Annotated in this window: 17 protein-coding genes; 14 read left to right on the top strand and 3 right to left on the bottom strand. The window is 69.9% G+C overall.

Features of this window, described 5'->3' with window-relative positions; all coding sequences use genetic code 11:
• The 3 genes from VGT06_02665 to dnaN form a co-directional block, all read right to left on the bottom strand.
• Positions 1–921 (bottom strand): ATP-binding protein (locus VGT06_02665; protein ID HEV8662037.1); only part of this gene is annotated, 921 nt, incomplete at its 3' end.
• Positions 922–946: 25 nt separating this feature from the next.
• The gene (gene recF, locus VGT06_02670; GenBank protein HEV8662038.1) at positions 947–2,041 is read right to left on the bottom strand and encodes a DNA replication and repair protein RecF; all 1,095 of its coding nucleotides are present in this window, start codon (positions 2,039–2,041) and stop codon (positions 947–949) included.
• 21 nt (positions 2,042–2,062) lie between these two features.
• On the bottom strand, positions 2,063–3,169 hold the full coding sequence (dnaN, locus tag VGT06_02675; protein HEV8662039.1) for a DNA polymerase III subunit beta: 1,107 nt from the start codon (positions 3,167–3,169) through the stop codon (positions 2,063–2,065).
• A gap of 663 nt (positions 3,170–3,832) precedes the next feature.
• Between dnaN and rpmH the strand changes: the two genes are divergently transcribed.
• From rpmH to VGT06_02745, 14 genes are all read left to right on the top strand, one after another.
• Positions 3,833–3,967: a 50S ribosomal protein L34 gene (rpmH, locus tag VGT06_02680; protein HEV8662040.1), complete on the top strand. Its 135-nt coding sequence runs from the start codon at positions 3,833–3,835 to the stop codon at positions 3,965–3,967.
• Positions 3,968–4,355: 388 nt separating this feature from the next.
• On the top strand, positions 4,356–4,601 hold the full coding sequence (yidD, locus tag VGT06_02685; protein ID HEV8662041.1) for a membrane protein insertion efficiency factor YidD: 246 nt from the start codon (positions 4,356–4,358) through the stop codon (positions 4,599–4,601).
• A 37-nt stretch (positions 4,602–4,638) separates the two neighbouring features.
• Entirely contained in the window at positions 4,639–6,288 is a 1,650-nt protein-coding gene (yidC, locus tag VGT06_02690; GenBank protein HEV8662042.1) for a membrane protein insertase YidC, read from the top strand.
• 8 nt (positions 6,289–6,296) lie between these two features.
• Positions 6,297–7,181, top strand: coding sequence for an MBL fold metallo-hydrolase (locus VGT06_02695; protein ID HEV8662043.1), 885 nt, complete (start codon positions 6,297–6,299; stop codon positions 7,179–7,181).
• Positions 7,178–7,846 (top strand): 16S rRNA (guanine(527)-N(7))-methyltransferase RsmG, encoded by a 669-nt coding sequence (gene rsmG, locus VGT06_02700; protein ID HEV8662044.1) that lies wholly within the window; start codon positions 7,178–7,180, stop codon positions 7,844–7,846. Before VGT06_02695 ends, rsmG begins: the two co-directional genes overlap by 4 nt.
• 109 nt (positions 7,847–7,955) lie before the next feature.
• Positions 7,956–8,741 carry an AAA family ATPase gene (locus VGT06_02705; protein HEV8662045.1) on the top strand — a complete coding sequence of 262 codons (786 nt, stop codon included), beginning with the start codon at positions 7,956–7,958 and terminating at the stop codon, positions 8,739–8,741.
• On the top strand, positions 8,707–9,561 hold the full coding sequence (locus VGT06_02710; GenBank protein HEV8662046.1) for a ParB/RepB/Spo0J family partition protein: 855 nt from the start codon (positions 8,707–8,709) through the stop codon (positions 9,559–9,561). The genes VGT06_02705 and VGT06_02710 overlap by 35 nt, the downstream gene beginning before the upstream one ends.
• Positions 9,562–9,611: 50 nt before the next feature.
• Complete coding sequence (locus tag VGT06_02715; protein ID HEV8662047.1) at positions 9,612–10,226, top strand: sigma-70 family RNA polymerase sigma factor; 615 nt, start codon at positions 9,612–9,614, stop codon at positions 10,224–10,226.
• Positions 10,223–10,465, top strand: coding sequence for a zf-HC2 domain-containing protein (locus VGT06_02720; protein HEV8662048.1), 243 nt, complete (start codon positions 10,223–10,225; stop codon positions 10,463–10,465). Before VGT06_02715 ends, VGT06_02720 begins: the two co-directional genes overlap by 4 nt.
• Positions 10,466–10,730: 265 nt before the next feature.
• Entirely contained in the window at positions 10,731–11,126 is a 396-nt protein-coding gene (locus tag VGT06_02725) for a polymer-forming cytoskeletal protein (protein ID HEV8662049.1), read from the top strand.
• Positions 11,127–11,158: 32 nt separating this feature from the next.
• Positions 11,159–12,262: a tRNA 2-thiouridine(34) synthase MnmA gene (gene mnmA, locus VGT06_02730; GenBank protein ID HEV8662050.1), complete on the top strand. Its 1,104-nt coding sequence runs from the start codon at positions 11,159–11,161 to the stop codon at positions 12,260–12,262.
• A gap of 22 nt (positions 12,263–12,284) precedes the next feature.
• Complete coding sequence (locus tag VGT06_02735) at positions 12,285–13,733, top strand: hypothetical protein (GenBank protein ID HEV8662051.1); 1,449 nt, start codon at positions 12,285–12,287, stop codon at positions 13,731–13,733.
• 28 nt (positions 13,734–13,761) lie between these two features.
• Positions 13,762–14,643 (top strand): DUF58 domain-containing protein, encoded by an 882-nt coding sequence (locus tag VGT06_02740; GenBank protein ID HEV8662052.1) that lies wholly within the window; start codon positions 13,762–13,764, stop codon positions 14,641–14,643.
• Positions 14,640–19,016, top strand: a complete 4,377-nt coding sequence (locus VGT06_02745; protein ID HEV8662053.1) for a VWA domain-containing protein — start codon at positions 14,640–14,642, stop codon at positions 19,014–19,016. Before VGT06_02740 ends, VGT06_02745 begins: the two co-directional genes overlap by 4 nt.
• Position 19,017: the final 1 nt, after the last annotated feature.

A 19,017-nucleotide genomic window follows, 5' to 3' on the forward strand; every position in this document is an offset into this window, starting at 1 on the left:
CGTCGCATAGTTGTTCAGGGTGCGGGTGAGGGCCGCCTTGAACCCGATCAGGTGACTCCCGCCGTCGGTGGTCCGGATGCTGTTGGCGTAGGCGAAGACGTTCTCCGTGTAGCCGTCGTTGTACTGGATCGCCACCTCGACCAGGACCCCGTTCCGCTCCTGGACGATGTAGATGGGCTTCGGGTGGAGGACCGTCTTGTTCTTGTTCAGGTGCTCCACGAAGGAGACGATCCCCCCCTTGTAGAAGAACTCCCGCTTCTCGTCGGTGCGCTCGTCCGTCAGGGTGATCCGGAGGCCCTTCGTGAGGAACGACAGCTCCCGGAGCCGGTTCGCCAGGGTGTCCAGGTTGAAGGTTCGCTCCTCGAGGATCTGTCCGTCGGGCATGAAGCGGATGCGGGTCCCGTGCCGCCGCGTCTTCCCGATGACCTCCAAGGCCGTCACCGGCTTGCCGCGCTCGTAGCGCTGCCGGTACACCTTCCCCTCCCGGTGGACCTCCACCTCCAGCCACTCGGAGAGGGCGTTCACCACCGACACCCCCACCCCGTGCAGGCCCCCGGAGACCTTGTAGGCCTTGTTGTCGAATTTCCCGCCCGCGTGGAGCTTGGTCAGGACCACCTCGAGCGCCGGCAGCCCCGTCTCGCGGTGCACGTCTACCGGGATGCCCCGGCCGTCGTCCACGACGGTCACGCTGTTGTCAAGGTGGACCGTGACCTCGATCTGCGTGCAGTGCCCGACGAGCGCCTCGTCCACGCTGTTATCCACGACTTCGTAGACCAGGTGGTGCAGCCCCTCCGCTCCCGTCCCGCCGATGTACATGGCCGGCCGGGTCCGCACCGCCTCGAGGCCCTCCAGCACCCGGATCTGCTCGGCCGTATAGTCGGGGGGCTGCTCGGCCCCCTCCGCGATCCGTTCCGTCGTCATAGGCTCCTCGGCTCCGTCCCTGTTCCTATCGGCGCTCGACGCGCCCGTCCGCGACCTCGTAGACCGTCGCGCCCGCCCTCCACTCGCCGAGGCCGGCCGTCTCCAGGGCGGTCAGCACGACCTGATCTCCCCCCCGAATGAAGTCCAGAACCCTCCCGACCCGGACCCCGTCGAGCTCGGAGAGCACATCGTCCAGCAGCAGGAGCGGCGGCTCGCCGATGGCCGCCCGCGTCAGCTCCAGCTCCACCGCCCTCAGGGCCAGGGCCAGCAGCCGGGCCTCCCCCCGGGAGGCCTGCTGCGGGACCGGCCGCCCGTCCAGATCGAGCGCCACCTCGTCCCGTTGGGGCACGACCAGACTCACGCCCGCCCGGACCTCTTCCCCCCGCCGCCGGGCCAGCGCCTTCAGGATCTGCTCCCGCGCCGCCGCCGGGTCCGCCTCCGGCTCCACCCCGAACGCCGGACGGTAGGCGCACGCCGCCGCCCCTGGTCCGCCGAGCCGCTCGTAGGTGGCGGGAAGCCGCGCCGCCACCGCCAGCGCCGCCTGCCGGCGCCGCCCGGCGATCCGAGCGTAGGTCGCCGCCAGTTGCTGATCCCACGGGTCCAGGGCTTCCGCCGCGCGGGTCCGGAGGAGCCGATTGCGCTGCTCCGTGATCCGCCGCGCCCGCCGCAGGTCGTCGCCGTGACCCGCCCGCTGGGCGAGCGCCGCCAGGCGGTCCAGGTAGCGGCGCCGGGGCTCGCTCCCCGATCCCGCGAGGATCAGGTCCTCGGGGGAGAAGACCACCGCGGGGACCAGGCTCCGCAACTCCGCGGCACCCGCGAGCCGCCGCCCGTCCACCGCGGCCGCCAGCCGTCCCGCGCCTCCCTGAACCGTCGCGGTCCGCGGCCCAGCTGGGCCCCCAAGCACCGCGCGCATAAAAAATCCCTCCGCCCCCCTCCGCACCAGGTCCTCGGTCCTGGAACTCCGGAAGGACTGGAGGGTCGCCGCGACGTAGAGGGCTTCCAGCAGGTTCGTCTTCCCCTGCGCGTTCCTCCCGACCAGCGCCGTCACAGGTCGCGGGAACTCCACCGCGGCCTGGGCGTAGTTGCGGAAGTCATGAATGACGAGCGTCTCGATCCCCACGCGGCCATGATCCGTCTGCGCCTAGATGCGCATCGGCATGATGACGCAGCTGTAGTCCTGCCCCTGGAGCGGGCGGAAGAGGGCGGGGCTCAGGGGATCGTTCAGGTGGATGCTCACTTCCGGCTCATCCACCACCGCCAGGAAGTCCAGGATGTACCGGGCGTTGAACCCCGCCGTCAGGTCCTTCTCCGCGTGCTGGACCTCCACCTCCTCCCGGGCCTCCCCCAGGTCCAGATTGACGCACGAGACCGTCAGCCGCCCCCGCTTGAAGTCGAGCACGGTTGGGGCCGTCCGGTCGCCGATGATGGTGGAGGTGCGCTTCAGCGCGCCCATGAGCTCCTCTTTCTTCACCGTCAGCCCCCGGCCCTGCACCGCCGGCATGACCTGCTGGTAGTTGGGGAACTGGCCATCAATGAGGCGGCAGACCAGCAGGGTCCCCCGGAGGTCAAAGGCCACCTGGTTCCCCAGCGGGATCAGGCGGATCTCCTGCCCGTCGTCGCGCAGGGCTTTCGCCGCCTCGAGGAGGGCCTTCCGGGGGAGGAGGGCCTCCGTGAGCCCGTCGCCCGTCACCTGCTCCCGCGGGGCGCGCGCCATGGCGAGCCGGTGGCCGTCCGTCGCCACCATCCGCGCCTCTGTCTGCGTGACCTGCAGGAGCGCCCCGGTCAGCGTATAGCGCGTCTGGTCGGTGGAGACCGCGAACGCGGTGCGCTGGATCATGCTCCGGAGGGTATCGGGCGACATGCGAAGGCCGCCCTCCCCGGTAATCTCCGGGCGCGCGGGGAACTCGTCCTTCGGGAGACCCTTGACCTTGAAGCGAGACCGTTGGCAGGTGATTTCCGCGTTGAGCTCCTCTTGGACTCGGAGCTCCACGGGGGCCTCGGGAAGCTCCCGGATGATCTCGTAGAGCTTCTTGGCAGAGAGGGCGATCGCCCCGGGCGTGAGAATCTCGGCGGGGATCGCGCTCCGGATTCCCACGTCCAGATCGGTGCCGAAGACGCTCAGTCCGGTCTCGCCCGCCTCGAGGAGGAGGTGGGAAAGAATCGGGAGCGTCTTTTTCGTCTCCACCACCCCCTGAACCTGAGCGAGGATGGAGAGGAAGTCTCCCCGCTGAACTCGAATGTGCATCATGAAGCGCTCGCCTCCCTCATCCACGTTCCACCCAACTCCACTCCCCCGATTTCATCAATCAGAAGGAACAAAGGCGTAGTACGAGAAGGGCTGTGTATTCCGTGCAGAACAAGGGACCGCCGCGCCACCGTTCACCTCGAGACGCCTGATAAGCTGTGCGCCCGCGGCCGGCATAGCGTCGGGGCACTGTGGATTCGCGGCGCGTGCTGGATCGGCCGCACGAAACCTACGACACCAGACGGTCCGCCCGGAGCCTTGTCCACAGGATCGCGGACCGTCGCACGAGAACACCCCGAGCGTGAGCGGCGAAGCCGAGGCGCTGGCGACCTAACTCCGCGAAAAATCCGGGCGGGAGCGACCGCCAGTTACGCACACCCTTATCCACATCTGTGGATAACGATCTTTTACGTTTATAATCATGATGTTATAATAGTATCGCCCTGGCGCCTAGCCACCGCCGCCACGCGAGACAGCGCTAGAGATTTCACGCACTTCGAACCAAGACATTAATTGGATAGAATAGCACAGGCGCCGAGCGCGTGGCAAAAGGATTTTTCCCGCGGCGCCGAGCTTTGCGCTTGACAGTACCGCAGGCCGCCGCTAACGTGACCCGCTGCCGCGCAAGTGGTGACAGCTCCCTCCGGCGAGAGTCTCGAGAGTGCAATGAAGCGAACCTATCAGCCAAATCGGAGCAAGCGGAAACGCACGCACGGGTTCCGAGAGCGAATGAGGACCCCCGCGGGGCGGAACGTGCTGAAGCGGCGGCGGGCCAAGGGGCGGCGGCGCCTGGCCGTCTGACACCCGGGGAGCGGGGGCGGGAACGGTTCCCGCGGGCGGCGCGGGTCCTCAAGGCGGCGGATTTCAGTCGCGCGCTGAGGGCCGGCCGACGGCTGAGCTCGGGCCCCTTCGTCCTCCATGTCGCCGCCTCGGGGCGGGGGGACGTTCGCCTGGGCCTGAACGTCAGTCGGCGGGCCGGGACCGCCGTCGTCCGGAATCGGATCAAGCGATCGCTTCGCGAGCACTTCCGCCGACACCGCAACAGCTTCCCCCCCGGGACCGTTCTCGTCGTCGTGGTCACCCGCGATCTCAGTGCCCTGACCGGCGTCACCCTTCGGCGGGCGGTTGCGGAGGCCTTCCGAGCCGCTGTGGCCGCGGGCCCGGCGGGAGGAAGAAGGGAGGGAGGCGGGTGAGCCGCCTTCCCGCTCGAGTAGCGGCCTGGCTCATTGCCCTCTACCAGGCCTGGATCTCGCCGGCGCTGCCGCCGGCGTGTCGCTTCCTGCCCACCTGCTCGGCGTACGCCCGAGAGGCGATCGGGCGGTACGGGCTCTGGTGGGGGGGATGGCTCGCCCTGCGGCGGTTCCTGCGCTGCCACCCTCTCGGCGCCTCCGGGTTCGACCCCGTCCCCTCGCGACGCATCGGGCGCGCGCGGTAACGCCGAGCGCTCCGGAAGGAGGCCCTCCGTGGGCGACATGGAGAAGCGCGCCCTCCTGGCGAGCGCCCTCGCGATCCTGATCCTGATCGCCTGGCAGGTCTTCTTCGCGCCCGGGCCCCCGCGCCCGAAAGGGGAGAAGTCCGCGGAGGCCCCGGCGGCACTACCGGCGACGGGGCTCAAGCCCGCCGCCCCCGCGCCTCCCCGCCGCCCCCCGGTCGCCGTACGGCAGCCCCAGCGTGAGGAGCAGATCCGGCTCGAAACCGATCTCCTGCAGATCACCCTGACCAACCAGGGCGGGGCCGTGCTGAGCTGGCGCATCAGACAATACACCGATGAGGCCGGCCAGCCGCTCGACCTGGCCCCGGCCCGCGCGCCCGGGGAACCCCCACTTTCCCTTGCGGCGTGGGTGGAGGGGGGCCAGGGACCCGACCAGCTGCTCGAGGTGGTGAGTCGCCCGAGCGGGGTGCCCGGGGAGCCCCAGACGGTCCTCTTCCGAACCGCCGAGGGGGGCGGGCTCATCCTCGAGAAGCGACTCACCGTTCACCCGGGGAAGTATCAGGTGGATCTCGACCTGCGGCTGATCAATACGGGCGCAGGGGCGACGACCCCGAACCTGCGGGTCGCGTGGGGACCCGGCTTCCGGGGCACGGCAAAGGATGGGGCGACGCAGCGGGGCCAGGCGGTCGCCCTGGTGGGAGGCAAGCGCGTGACGGAGGACGTCACGAAAGTGAATGGGGAGGTGGAGCACAAGGGGGAGGTGGCCTGGGTGGCCGTTCAGGACACCTACTTCGCCGCGGCGCTGGTCCCGGTGGGGGGAAGCGCGGCGGCGGTCTTCCAGAAGGGGGTCGGGGACCGACCGGTGGCGGCGCTCCGTTTCGCCGGGACGGCGCTGCCGGCGGGAGCCGAGCGGACCCTGGCGGTGCACGTTTTCGGGGGACCCAAAGAGGTGGAGCGGCTGCGGGACCTCGGGCAGGACCTGGACCGGCTAGTGGATCTGGGCTGGTTCGACTTCCTGGCCCGCCCGGCTCTCTACCTGATGAAGTTCCTGTACAGCTTCACGGGGAACTACGGCGTCGTGATCCTCATCATCACCCTCCTGCAGAAGGTCGCATTCCTGCCCCTCACCCAGAAGAGCCTGAAGTCCATGCAGGGAATGCAGACGCTGCAGCCCAAAATAGCCGCGATCCGGGAGCGGCACAAGGGCAACACCCAGCGGATCAATCAGGAAACCATGGAGCTGTACAAGCGCCACGGGGTGAACCCCCTGGGGGGATGCCTTCCGATGCTCGTCCAGATCCCCATCTTCATTGCGCTCTATAACGCCCTGAGCAATTCGGTGGAGCTCTGGCGGGCCCCCTTTGCCCTGTGGATCGATGACCTCTCGGCCCCGGACACCCTCTTCGTCCTCCCCTTCGCCGTCCCATTTGTGGGCGAGGGGGTCGCGGTCCGGGTCCTGCCCCTTCTGATGGGGGCGAGCATGTTCGTCCAGCAGAAGATGACCCCCACCGCCGGGGACCCCCGCCAGGCGCAGATGATGCTCTACATGATGCCGACCTTGTTCACCTTCCTCTTCTGGAGCTTCCCCTCCGGCCTCGTCCTGTACTGGCTCGGGAGCAACGTCCTCCAGATCGGTCACCAGCACTACATGAACCGGTTCGTCCGGAAGCCTGCCGCCGCGGAGGCGTAGGGCGCCCCATGGCCGGCGAGCCGGTTCCCCTCTCGGACCGGGTGTTCCTCCTGCCGGGTCCCGTGAATATGTTCCTCCTGCGGGAGGGGCGGGCCTGCGTCGCCGTGGACACCGGGCTGACGGCAGACGCCGGCCGCCGCGTCCTCCGAGCGGTGGAGGGGCTGGGCGGGGAGCTGGTGGCCATCGTGAACAGCCACGCCCATGCGGATCACTTCGGGGGGAACGCCTTCCTTCTGAAGCGGACGGCCGCCGAGGTGTACGCGCCCGCCCAGGAGGAGGCGATCCTCCGGTACCCGGACCTGGAGCCCTTTTATCTGTTCGGGGCCGCGCCCCCCGCGGAGCTGACGAGCCGGCTCCTGCGGGCCGAGGCAAGCCGGGTGGACCGGATCGTCGACGGGGATCTTCTGCTGGCCGGCCTGACGGTTCGGTCGGTGCCGGCCCCGGGGCACTCGATCAACCAGTACGCGTTTCAGGTGGACGACGTTTTCCTGGCCGCCGACGCGCTCTTCGGGGAGGAGGCCCTCGCCAAGCACCAGGTAGTGTACTGCTATGACCCGAGGAGACACCGGGAGACGCTGGATCTCCTGGGGGGGATCACGGCTCGGATCACGGTTCCGTCGCATGGGCCACCGACGGCCGAGAGTCCGGCGCTGCTTGAAGCCAACCGCCGCAACCTGGAGGGGACCCGCAGGGCGGTTCTGGGTGCCCTGGGGAGCCCCGGTCTCGCCGAGGAGGTCGCGGCGCGGGTGACCGACCTGCTCGGCCTGCAACCTACCCTCGAGGCGTACCATCTGAATCTCAGCACCATCAAGGGGCATCTCGCCGCCCTCAGGGCCGAGGGGCTCGCGGCCTTCCGGTTCGAGAAGGGCCGCCTCCTCTGGGAGCGGGGATGAGCGGTTCCGCCCTGGCCGCCCTGCTGGCCCAGGGTCTCCGGGAGATCGGCCTTCCCCTGGGGGACACCCCCATCCAGCAACTCCTCCTCTACGCCATGGAGATCGGCCGCTGGACGGAGCGGGTCAATCTGACCGGCTTCAGGGAGCCGGAGCGAGTCGTGCGCGAGGGGATCCTGCGATCGCTGCGTCTCCTGCCTTTCCTGCCCGAGGAAGAGGGGGTCCCGCTTGCTGATGTGGGGAGCGGGGCCGGCTTTCCCGGCATCCCGCTCAAGGTGGCCAGGCCAGGCCTGAGGGTTACCCTGATCGAGGCGTCCAGGCGCAAGGCCACGTTCTTGATCCATGCCATTCGCCTGCTGGGGCTCGATGGAATTTCCTGTCTGAGGGCCAGGGCTGAGGCCCTGGGGGAGCAGCCCTCCCTTCGCGGGAGTTTCCGCGTTGTGACGGCCAGGGCCCTGGCACCGCTGTCGAAAGCCATCGATCTGCTCGTCCCCCTCCTCGCCCCCGGGGGTATCCTGGTCATTCCTCAAGGGCGAGTGGCAGAGTTGTCAGGCGGAGGGCCTCCTGAAGGCCAACTATTGGAATTGAAGCATCTTCCTGCCACTACCCTACTCCCGGAGGAGACCGTAGCCGTCCTGAGACCTCGGGATGTTTCACGTGAAACATAGTCCCCCATCGCTTTTCCTTTCCAGCCCAGCGGGACTGTGGTACTTTGCGTCAACTCCAGGTTGAGCGTCTCGATGCCCAGAGGATGCTACCCTCCCGGGGAAGGTGGTCTTGGGGCGCGTCATCGCGGTGGCGAACCAAAAAGGAGGGGTCGGCAAGACGACGACGACGGTCAACCTGTCAGCCTCCCTGGCGGCTGCCGAGAAACGCACGCTCCTGGTGGATATCGACCCTCAAGCCAACAGCACGTCTGGCGTCGGAGTCGGAAAGGACTTTGCCGGGGCAAGCACCTACGAAGTCCTCATGGGGAGCGCCCGGGCGAGAGACGCCATCCTGAAAACCGCCCTGGACACCCTGGAGGTTCTCCCATCCCGGCCCGACCTCATTGGCGCCGAGGTGGAGCTGGTCGGGAGGCCGGGAAGAGAAGGCCTCCTGAAGCAGGCGCTCGCGGACGTGGTTCCCGACTACGACTTTCTCCTCATCGACTGTCCCCCCTCCCTTGGGCTCCTCACCGTGAACGCGCTGACGGCGGCTCACTCCGTCCTCATCCCGATCCAGTGCGAGTACTACGCGCTCGAAGGCCTGAGCCGGCTCCTGGAGACGATCCGCCTCGTCCGGAAATCTCTGAACCCGGAACTCGCGATCGAGGGGGGTCTGCTCACGATGTATGATGGAAGGCTGAACCTCGCCAGGCAGGTGGTGGAGGACGTCCGGAGGAACTTCCCGGGCCGGGTCTTCGCCACGGTCATCCCCCGGAGCATCCGCCTGAGCGAGGCGCCGAGCTTCGGGAAGCCGATCCTGCTCTACGACATCCGATCTGCGGGTGCGGAATCGTACCTCGGGCTCGCCAAGGAGGTGATTCATGGCTCAGCGCCAAGCCCTCGGCCGGGGTCTTGAGGCCCTGATCCCGTCTGCGGGGACGGAGGAGCATGGGATCAGACAGATCCCGCTGGATGCCATCCATCCGTCTGGCCATCAGCCGAGAAAAGTGTTTGATGGCAATAAATTACAAGAGCTTGCTGGATCAATTCGCTCCCACGGGGTTCTAGCGCCAATCATCTTACGCCAAACCAATGACGGGTATGAGCTTGTTGCAGGTGAGCGCCGGTTCAGGGCAGCCCGGATGGCTGGACTCGCAACGATCCCGGCCATCATCAAAGAGGTCAGCAACAGCGAGATGCTCGAGCTGGCCCTCATCGAGAACATTCAGCGCGAGGACCTCAACCCCATCGAGGAGGCAGAGGTCTACCGCAGGCTGACGGAGGAGTTCGGGCTGAGCCAGGAAGAGGTCGCCCGGCGCGTGGGCCGGGATCGCTCATCCGTGGCCAACGCGCTTCGCCTCCTCCGGTTGCCCGCCCGAATCCAGCAGGACCTGGCGGCGGGCTCCCTCACGGCCGGCCACGCCCGGGCCCTCCTGGCCCTGGAGGTGGCGTCGGAACAGCTCCGGTTGCGGGAACAGATCGTCAGGCGCGGCCTGACGGTTCGGGCGGCCGAGAGCCTCGTTCGCCGCCTGAAGGCCCGCCCTGTCCCTCGCAGGCTCAGCGCGGCGCGTCTCTCCCCCCACGTGAGCGCCCTGGAGGATCGGCTGCGGCAGCGCCTGGCCACCAAGGTGGCCATCATCCCTGCGGGTCGGGGCGGGCGCATCGAACTGCACTACTTTTCCGACGAGGACCTGACGCGCCTGGTAGAGGCCGTCTGCGGCAGGTCGGGGGCCTAGATCCGCGACGCGCCGGGGGCGAGAGAGACCGGGGAGAGGAGCTGGGGGATATGACGCGGCATCTCGAGGCGCACCCGGGGGACGCCGAACTCGTGGAGCGCCTGAAGGGCGGGGAGGAGGAGGCCTTCGGCGGCCTCCTGCAACGCTACCAGGGGAAGGTCTACCGGCTGGCCATGAACCTGACCCGCAATCCACAGGACGCGGAAGAGGTGACGCAGGACGTCTTCCTGACGGTCGCCCGCAAGATCGGGGCCTTCGACGGGCGGGCGGCCTTCAGCACCTGGTTGTACCGGGTCGCCACCAACGCGGCCCTCATGAAGCTGCGGGGGCGGCGGCCCGAGCCCCACCTGCCCGTCGAGGAGGAGGGGACCGTCTTCGCCCCCGACGGCTCCTTCACCCGCCCGGTGGCGGACTGGTCGGCGCTGCCGGAGGACCAGCTCCTCGCCGTCGAGCGCCGGCAAATCCTGGCGGAGGCCATCGAGGCGCTCCCCCCGGACTACAAGGCGGTCGTCGTCCTCCGGGACATCGAGGGCCTCGCCAACCAGGAGGTGGCGGAGATCCTGGGGGCGACGGTGCTGGCGGTCAAATCGCGGCTGCACCGGGCGCGCCTCGCCCTGCGGGCGCGGCTGGCAGCTTACTTCGAGGCGGGGAGGGCGCGGGCATGACGACCTGCAAGGAGTTGGTCGATCTGCTGGCCGACTACCTGGAGGGGCAGTTGGACCCCGAAGTGGCGCGGGACTTGGACCAGCACCTGGCCGACTGCCCGCCCTGTTTGAACTTCCTGAGGACCTATCGGGCCACCGCCCGCCTCATCCGTGAGGTCGCCTGCGAGGAGATCCCGCCCCAGCTCGGGGAGCGCCTCGAGCGGTTCCTCCGGGAGCGCCTGAAGAAGACCCCCGGGTAGTGCCCGCGACGCGGAGAGGATCGCCGCGGTCACGTCCACTCACGCGGGAGAGGCCAGCGCGCCCCCCCCTTCACGCCGGTACGAACCGCAACGGGATTGGCCTGTGACGATCGGGATCGCCGCATCGCCTTTCTGCGCCGCTCCGCGGTGTTGTTGACAAGTGAAATGTCCGCTGGCGTTTGACAGGGGTGGGCAAGTGTGTTAGCGTAGCGCGCAATTTTCGCCTCGGGTGGCCGCGTTTGCGCCTCGACAAAGAGGTGTCGCCGTGGGGAAGGATCGGGGAACGGTGCAGCCGGCAGAGATCAAGGCGTTCCTCGGGGAGGGCACCGAGTTCAAGGGCGTTCTCTCCTTCCAGGGAACCGTCCGGATCGACGGGCACGTCGAGGGAGAGGTGGTCGGGGATGACCTCCTCATCGTCGGGGAACCCGGATTCCTCAAGGCCGAGGTGGAGGTCGGGACCGTCGTGAACAGCGGCCGCATTGTGGGGAACATTCGGGCAAGGAAGCGGGTGGAGCTCCTGGCCTCCAGCGCGGTCTCGGGCAACATCACCACCCCGTCGCTGGTCATCGCCGATGGAGCGGTGTTCAACGGGACGTGCCTGATGGCCGAGGCCGAGGTGGGCGCGGGGCCGGAGCCGGAGGGGGGCGGGCGGGCGGGGTAAGGCAGGCCGCCGCCCGCAGGCGGAAGCCACGAATGGCTGACCGGGTGGTGGCGGCGATGAGCGGGGGCGTGGACTCAGCCGTCGCTGCCGCCCTGCTGAGGGAGGCGGGGTACGAGGTGATCGGCGTGACCCTCCGCCTCGCGCCCCGCGAGGGGAGTGGGACCCTCACCCATGGCTGCTGCACCGCGCGCGATGCTGACGACGCCCGCCTCACCGCCCGGCACCTCGGGATTCCCCACTACGTCCTGAACCACGAGCCGATCTTCGACCGGACCGTCATCGCCCCCTTCACCGCCGCCTACCTCGCAGGCGAGACCCCGAACCCCTGCTTCGCCTGTAACCAGCACGTGAAGTTTGGGTCGCTCCTGGCGGCCGCCCGGCGGCTCGGGGCCGGGAAAGTAGCCACGGGACACTATGCCCGCATCGGGCGGGACCCCGCCACGGGGCGGGCCCTCCTCCGCCGCGCGCGGGATGCCCGGAAGGATCAGGCCTACTTTCTCTGCGGCCTCACACAGGCCCAGCTCTTGCACGCCCTGATGCCCGTGGGGGAGTTTCGCAAAGATGAGGTGCGGGCGCTGGCCACCAGCCGAGGACTGCCGGTGGCCGAGAAGGCCGAGAGTCAGGAGATCTGCTTCGTCCCCGGGAAGGACTACTGGACGTTCCTGAAGCAGCGCGCCCCAGAGGCGGCGCGACCCGGTCCCATCCGGGACCGGTGCGGGCGGCTCTTGGGGGAGCATCGTGGGCTTGGCGCCTACACGGTGGGACAGCGCCGGGGCCTCGGCCTCGCCGGAGGCCCCCCCCGCTTCGTGGTAGCGCTCGACGTCACGGAGAACGCGGTCGTTGTGGGAGAGCCCGAAGACCTCCTCGTGGATACGGTGGAAGTGGGTGCGGTGACCTTCATCCCGTTTGAGCGCCTGGAGGGATCGCGGCGCGCCCTGGTGGCCGCTCGCTACCGCCAGCCCCCGCGGCCCGCCACCCTGCTCTCCGGGGAGGCGGGACTCGTGGTCGTCCGATTCGACGAGCCCCTCCGGGCGGTCTCACCGGGCCAGGTGGCCGCCTTCTACGATGCGGAGGAGCCGGACCTGGTGCTCGGGGGTGGTCTCATCCGTCGGGCCTGGCGCGGGGGCTCCCCGTAGGAGAAGAGAGGAGTTCACACCGATGCGAGCGCGGCTGCGCGCAGCCTGCTGGCGGATCCGGATGCTCCGGGGGCTGCGCCTGGCCGTTCGCGGCCTCACCGTCTGCCTCCTCTTCAGCCTCCCGTTCCTCCTCGCCCGTGCCCTTCTGCCGCTGGCGGGTCCGCCGCTGCTCGGTGCCTTGGCTCTCCTCGGCGTCGTCGGCGGATTCGCCCTGGGCCTGCTCCGCCGGCTCGATGCCTTCGACGCCGCGCGCGTCGTCGATGGCCGACTGGGCCTGCAGGACCGCCTGGCCACGGGGATCGAGCTGGCCCGCCGCCCGGAGCGGAGCCCGGTCGAGCTGGCGGCCCTGGCCGAGGCCGCGGCAACCGCGCCCGATGTCCGCCGCGCTCTCCCCCTTCACCTGCGGGGTCGCGACCTGACCGTCGCGGGCGCCGCCCTCGGCGCGGCGGTCCTCCTCCTCGCCCTTCCACCCATTCCGTGGGACCGGGCGTTCCCGGTGGAGACATCCGGGACGCCGGTGGCCGCGGGCGACGAGCCGGCCGCGGAGCGGCGGATCCCGGAGCCGCCCCGCGTGGCCGGGCCCGTCCCGGCCGATGCGGTGAGGCCGCGGGACCGGGGAATGAGCCAGAGCTTCGTCCCGCCCACCCACGTCGGCGGGGAGGGCGCAGCCGAGTTCCGCGACACGCCCCTTTCCGGCCGGCGGCCCGACTTCGGCTCCTTCATCCGGGAGGGGGACGATCGCCTCAAGCTGCTCGGAAAACCCGGCTCCATTCCCGACCTGAAGCAGGACTTCACGCGCACGCCCTACCAGGTGGCGGTGGGACGGATGCGCGAGATGCTCGGCGAGCGGTCCCTGAAGGACCTCTCCACGGAGGAGCTCAGACAGCTCCTCTCTGAGATGGACCGGATGGGCCGGCGCGGCAGCAGCAGCGGCCTGCACGCCGATGACTTTTCGGGGGAGTTCGAGGGGGACCCGAGCGGCTCCCGAGAAGACGCCCTCCGGAATCTGGAGCGGGCGCTCTCCCGGCTCCGGGAACGGGACGAGGGCGGGGACGGGACCCGCGGCCGGGAGAAGGGAGGGTTGGAGGGGACGGGCCGGCTCCCGCCCCTTGGGGGCGAGGACGGGGGGGAGGCCCTGGACGGCTTCGAGTCGGACTACGACGGGATGGGGAACGCGGGCTCCCTGCCCGGGACCGGTCCCTCTCCGAACACCCGGGGCCTTGCGACGCCCCGCCTGCGCGGGGGGAGCGTGGATACGGCCCTGAGGGGCCAGACGCGGGACGGATCGACCGAATCGTACAACACCAATCTGGTGGGGCGTGGGGACCGCGGGGCCTCCCGGCTCCCCCACACCCAGATCCTGACCCGGTACCGGCAAATGATGGAGGAGGCCCTCACCAAGGAACCCATTCCCCCCGACTACCGGGAGCAGGTGAAGAAGTACTTCGACGCCTTGGAGGCCGAGCGGTAGGGACGGCCCCGAGCGCCAGGTGACGCGAGTGCCGCGCACGATCTTTCAGCCGGAGTTCCGGCGGAAGCTGGAGATTCTGACCCTGGTCTCCCGCAAGCACATGCGGGGTCGGGGGAAGGGGGAGCGCCGCGGGCCGAAGCGGGGGAGCGGGGTCGAGTTCCATGACTTCCGTCCCTACGCGGCCGGGGACGATCTCCGGTACCTGGACTGGAATATCTTCAGCCGGCTGGATCGCCTGGTCCTGAAGCTGTTCATCGAGGAGGAGGACCTGTGCGTCCACCTCCTCCTGGATGCCAGCCGATCCATGGCGTTCGGCGAGCCCTCCAAGCTCACCTACGCGGCCCGCGCTGCGGCCGCCCTTTCCTACGTCGCCCTGTCCGGGCATGAGCGGGCCGCCCTGGGCATCCTGGGGGAGGGCCTGACCTCCCTCTCCCGGCCTTTGCGCGGCCGCTCGCAGATCTTCACGGTCCTGGAGCATCTGGGGGGACTCACGCCGAACGGCGAGACCCACCTGAACCTCGCGCTCACGACCTACGCCCGCAACGCCCGATCGCCGGGACTGGCCGTCCTCTTCACCGACCTCCTGGACCCCGGGGGCTTCGAGACGGGGTTGGCCGCGCTCCTGGGGCGGGGCTTCGACCTGGTCGTGATCCACCTCCTGGCCCCGGCCGAGCTGGACCCTCCGCTGCGAGGGGACTTCGTCCTCACCGACGCGGAGACGGGGGAGCGGCGGGAGGTTGCCCTGACCCCCGAGACCCGCCGCGGCTACCTGCAGAACTTGCGGAGCCTCTGCGACCGGGCGGAGGGCTTCTGCCGCCGCAGCGGGGCCGACTACTTCCGCGTGAGCACCGCGCTCCCCCTTGAAGATCTCCTCCTGACCCACCTGACCCACGGGGGAGTCCTGGCATGACCTTCGGCAACCCCCTGGGCCTCCTCTTTCTCCTGGGGGTGCCGCTCCTCCTGGCCCTGTACACGCTGCGTCGCCGCCGGATGGAGGCCACCGTCAGCAGCCTCCTCCTGTGGGTGTTGCCAGCGGGCGAACCGCAGGGCCGGACGCTCTTCCGGCGACTCCGCCTGCCCCTGATCCTTCTCCTCCAGATCCTGCTGGTCATGGCGCTGGCCCTTGCCCTTTCCCGGCCCGGCCTGCTCACTCGGAGCACCGGGTTCGGCCGGGCGATCCTGATCGTGGACACGTCGGCCAGCATGCAGGCGACGGACGAGCGACCGTCCCGCTTCGCCCGGGGATTGAGGGAGGCGCGGGCGGTCCTGGACGGCCTGGCCCCGGGGGAGGAGGCCGTTCTCATCGAGGCCGGGCCCCGCCCCACGGTTGCGGTTCCCCTCACGCGGGAGGGGAGTGAACTCCGGGCCGGCCTCGCGCGGCTCCGGCCGCACGACGCGGGGGCCGACATGGCCGCGGCGCTGCGCCTCGCAGCGGCCTTCGCCGAGGGGGCGGGACCGACGGAGGTCCATGTGTTCACCGACCAGGCCAGTGGCCAGGGGCTGGCGCCGCTGCCCCGCACCGTGGACCTCCGGGTCCATGCGGTGGGTGGGGCGGCCCCGAACGTGGCGATCACCGGGCTCCGGGTCCGGAAGAACTACTACTCGGGGGGGCAGCACGAGCTGTTCGTCGCTCTGGCCAACACCGGCCGGGAGACCGTGACCTTCCCGCTGGTGGTGACCCTGGAGGGGACCCGCCTCAGCCGCCAGCAGGTGACGCTCCCGCCCCAGACCCGCCGGTCCCTCATCGTCCCCTTCAGCTACCGGGGAGGCGGAGCCCTGGAGGTGACGGCTGAGGTGGGGGATGCCCTGGCCGTGGACAACCGGGGCTGGGCCCTCCTGCCGCCGCCCCGGACGCTGCGGGTCCTCCTGGTGACCTCGGGCAACCTGTTCCTCGAGCAGGCCCTCCGCTCCGACCCCCAGGTGGAGCTGACGACCACCCTGCCCCCCCTCTTCAGTGGGGATCCCGGCGACCACGACGTCGTCGTGCTGGATGGGGCCGCCCCCGCCCTGCTCCAGCGGGGCCGCTACGTTCTGGTGAACACCGCGGCCGGCAATACCCCCCTCGAGGTGGCGGGAACGATCCGCAATCCGGTGGTCGTCGACTGGGATCGGAGCCACCCGGCCATGCGTTTTCTGGATCTTTCCCAGATCCTGATCGAGGAAGCCTTGCGGGTCCGCCCCCTTGCGGGGAGCCGGACCCTCATCGAGTCCACCCTCACCCCGCTGGCCCTGGCCTTTGAGGAGGGTGGATCGCGCATCGTCTTCGTCGGCTTCGACCCCCTCCGGTCGGATCTCCCCCTGCGGGCCGCCTTCCCGCTCTTCCTCAGCAACGCCCTCCGGTGGCTCTATCCCACGCGTCTCGAGGATCTCCCGCTGCAGGCCGCCACGGGCCATCCGCTCAGCGTGGCGGTGCCGCCGGGCGTGACGGGCGTCCGGGTCACGGCGCCCGACGGAACCACTCGTGACGTCCCCGTGATGGGGGGCAGCGTGGCGCTCTCGGAGACGGTGACCGCGGGGATCTACCTCCTGCAGGCGGGGGAGTGGCAGCAACGCGTGGCGGCCAACCTTATCGACGAGGAGGAGAGCGATCTCGCCCCCCGGCTGCGCTTGCCTCCGGGGGGCGGAGGTGGGGAGGGGGCGCGGGCCTTCCAGGTTTACCGGGAGCTCTGGCCGTTCCTGGTGATCCTGGCCCTGGTGCTCCTGCTCGGGGAGACATGGCTCTTCTCCCGCTCGGCCCGCCCGGTTCCCCCGCTCGCCCTGGCAGCCCGGGGGGCGGTGGCCGCCCTCTGCTTCGCCGCGCTGCTCCTCCCCCAGGTGGAGCGTCCGGGGGACCGGCTGAACGTCCTCTTCCTGCTGGATGAGTCGGACAGCATCCCCTACAGCGAGCGCCTCAGCGCCCGGGAGTTCGTCCGGCAGGCGTTCGCCACCATGGGCAAGGACGATCGGGCAGGCGTGGCGACGTTCGCCGACACCGCCCGCGTGGAGCTGCCGCTGGATCGGGGCGCGCGCCCCCTTCTCCGGCCCGGCGGAGAGGCGGGCCGCCAAACCAACCTGGCGGAGGCGCTCGCCCTCGGCCTGGCCGCCTTTCCCCGGGACGGGGCCCACCGGCTGGTCCTGCTGACCGACGGCAACGAGACCCGGGGGGACGCGATGGCCGAGGCCCTGCGGGCCCGGGAGCGGGAGGTTGACCTGTACGTCAGGCCCATCGGGGGCTGGCGGGACGCCGAGGTCCTGCTCGAGCGGATGGTCCTTCCCCGGGAGGTGAAGCGCGGAGAGCCGTTCGCGGTGCGCGTGGTGGCCTGGGCCTCCGGTGCGGCCTCGGGTCACCTGAGCCTGTATCGGGACGGGAAGTTCGTGGGGAGTCAGAAGGTGGAGCTGGAGCCGGGGAAGAATGTCTTCGGCTACCGGCAAAGCCTGAGCGGAACCGGGTTCCACGTCTACCAGGCCGCCCTGGACGTCGGGACAGACACCCTCGAGGAGAACAATCGCGCGGTCGGGGTGGTGGCCGTCCGCGGGCAGCCGAAGGTCCTGCTGGTGGATCGGGATCCGGAGCAGGCCCGCCACCTCCTGGGGGCGCTCAAGGCGCAGGAGATGGACCCGGTCCTGGTGGATCCGGCCAGATTCCCCCGCGACCTCTCGCCCCTCCTGGCCTACGACGGCGTCATCCTGAGCAACGTCTCCTCCCTCCGTCTCTCGCGCCAGCAGATGGAGCTGATCCGCACCTACGTGCGGGACCAGGGGGGCGGCCTCCTCATGCTGGGGGGGGAGGAATCGTTTGGCGTAGGCGGCTATTTCCACACCCCGGTGGAGGAGGCGCTCCCGGTCACCATGGAGGCCCGGCAGAAGCTGGACGTCCCCTCGCTGGCGGTGGTGCTCGTCATTGACCGGTCCGGGAGCATGGAGACCAGTGTGGACCGATTCACCAAGCTGGACCTGGCGAAGGAGGCCGCCCAGCTCGTGGTGGAGCTCCTGGACGAGCGGAACGAGCTGGGGGTGGTCGCCTTCGACACGGCCAACGCGTGGGTCATCCCCATGGGCCAGGCGGAGAAGAAGGACCGGATCATCAACGAGATCGGCTCGATCAAGTCCGGGGGCGGCACCGACATGTTCCCGGCCCTCAAGGAGGCCTACGAGACCCTCTACGCCCGGGACGCGCTCCTGAAGCACCTCATCGTCCTCTCGGACGGGCAGTCGGCCGCCGCCGACTTCGGGGGCCTCATCCGCCGGATGACCAAAGACAAGATCACGGTCTCCACCGTGGCCATCGGGCGGGATGCCGATGTTCGGCTCATGCGGGACATCAGCCGGTGGGGGCGCGGCCGGTTCTATTTCACCGAAGACCCCCAGAGCATCCCCCGGATCTTCACGCTGGAGGCGCAGTTGGCCAGCAAGGCGGCCATCATCGAGCGCCCGTTCCGGCCCGTCCTCACCCACGGGCACCACGAGATCCTTCGAAACATTGACTGGCGGGAGGTCCCGCCGCTGGGCGGGTACGTGGCCACGACCCCCAAGCTGACCGCGGAGGTCCTCCTGGGCTCGCCGCAGGGGGACCCGGTCCTGGCCGCCTGGCGCTTCGGAGTGGGCCGGGCGGCCGCCTTCACGTCCGACTTGAAGGCGAAGTGGGGGGTCCTGTGGCTGCGCTGGCCCCCCTTCAGCCGCTTCGTGGCGCAGATGGTCCGCTGGACCCTCCGGACCAAGGATCGGGCCGACGTGGTGACCCATGTGGCCTTCCGGGACGGAGTGGGGATCGTGAGCCTGGAGGCGGCCAGCTCCCAGGGGGAGTTCATCAACTTCATCGAGGCGGAGGCTGGCATCGTCGGCCCGGACCAGGGCCGGTTGGTCATTCCCCTCAAGCAGGTGGGGCCGGGGCAGTACGAGGGAACCTTCGCGGCGGAGGAGCAGGGGGCGTACCTGATCGGGGTGGCCCAGCGGCGGCAGGGGGCGATGATCGGCTCCGAGATCGGGAGCCTCGTCCTCCCCTATTCTCCCGAGCACCGGAGCAGCGGGATCAACCAGGCCCTCCTGGCCAAGCTCACCTCCCTGACGGGGGGCGGGTTCCTGGAGAAAGCGGAGGAGGTCTTCGGGGTGAATCGGCGGCTCAGCCGGCAGCCGCGGGATGTCTGGCCGTTCTTCCTCGGGGCGGCCCTCCTGTTCTTCCTGGCGGAGGTAGCCGCCCGGCGGCTCCGGCACCTCTGGGCCGGCGGGAGGACTGAGGGCCGGTGGGCCCCCCCGGCGGGGGCCGGGACGGACGTCACGGTCGTCCGGGGGAGAAGGTGGAGGTGAG

This window comes from Candidatus Methylomirabilis sp. (genome assembly GCA_036000645.1).
Classification (GTDB): domain Bacteria; phylum Methylomirabilota; class Methylomirabilia; order Methylomirabilales; family JACPAU01; genus JACPAU01.

Bases quoted from the DNA above. Each gene is read 5' to 3' on its own strand.
- dnaN (HEV8662039.1), bottom strand. From the start codon at position 3,169: ATGATGCACATTCGAGTTCAGCGGGGAGACTTCCTCTCCATCCTCGCT.
- rpmH (HEV8662040.1), top strand. From the start codon at position 3,833: ATGAAGCGAACCTATCAGCCAAATCGGAGCAAGCGGAAACGCACGCAC.
- yidC (HEV8662042.1), top strand. From the start codon at position 4,639: ATGGAGAAGCGCGCCCTCCTGGCGAGCGCCCTCGCGATCCTGATCCTG.
- VGT06_02695 (HEV8662043.1), top strand. From the start codon at position 6,297: ATGGCCGGCGAGCCGGTTCCCCTCTCGGACCGGGTGTTCCTCCTGCCG.
- rsmG (HEV8662044.1), top strand. From the start codon at position 7,178: ATGAGCGGTTCCGCCCTGGCCGCCCTGCTGGCCCAGGGTCTCCGGGAG.
- VGT06_02710 (HEV8662046.1), top strand. From the start codon at position 8,707: ATGGCTCAGCGCCAAGCCCTCGGCCGGGGTCTTGAGGCCCTGATCCCG.
- VGT06_02715 (HEV8662047.1), top strand. From the start codon at position 9,612: ATGACGCGGCATCTCGAGGCGCACCCGGGGGACGCCGAACTCGTGGAG.
- VGT06_02720 (HEV8662048.1), top strand. From the start codon at position 10,223: ATGACGACCTGCAAGGAGTTGGTCGATCTGCTGGCCGACTACCTGGAG.
- mnmA (HEV8662050.1), top strand. From the start codon at position 11,159: ATGGCTGACCGGGTGGTGGCGGCGATGAGCGGGGGCGTGGACTCAGCC.
- VGT06_02735 (HEV8662051.1), top strand. From the start codon at position 12,285: ATGCGAGCGCGGCTGCGCGCAGCCTGCTGGCGGATCCGGATGCTCCGG.
- VGT06_02745 (HEV8662053.1), top strand. From the start codon at position 14,640: ATGACCTTCGGCAACCCCCTGGGCCTCCTCTTTCTCCTGGGGGTGCCG.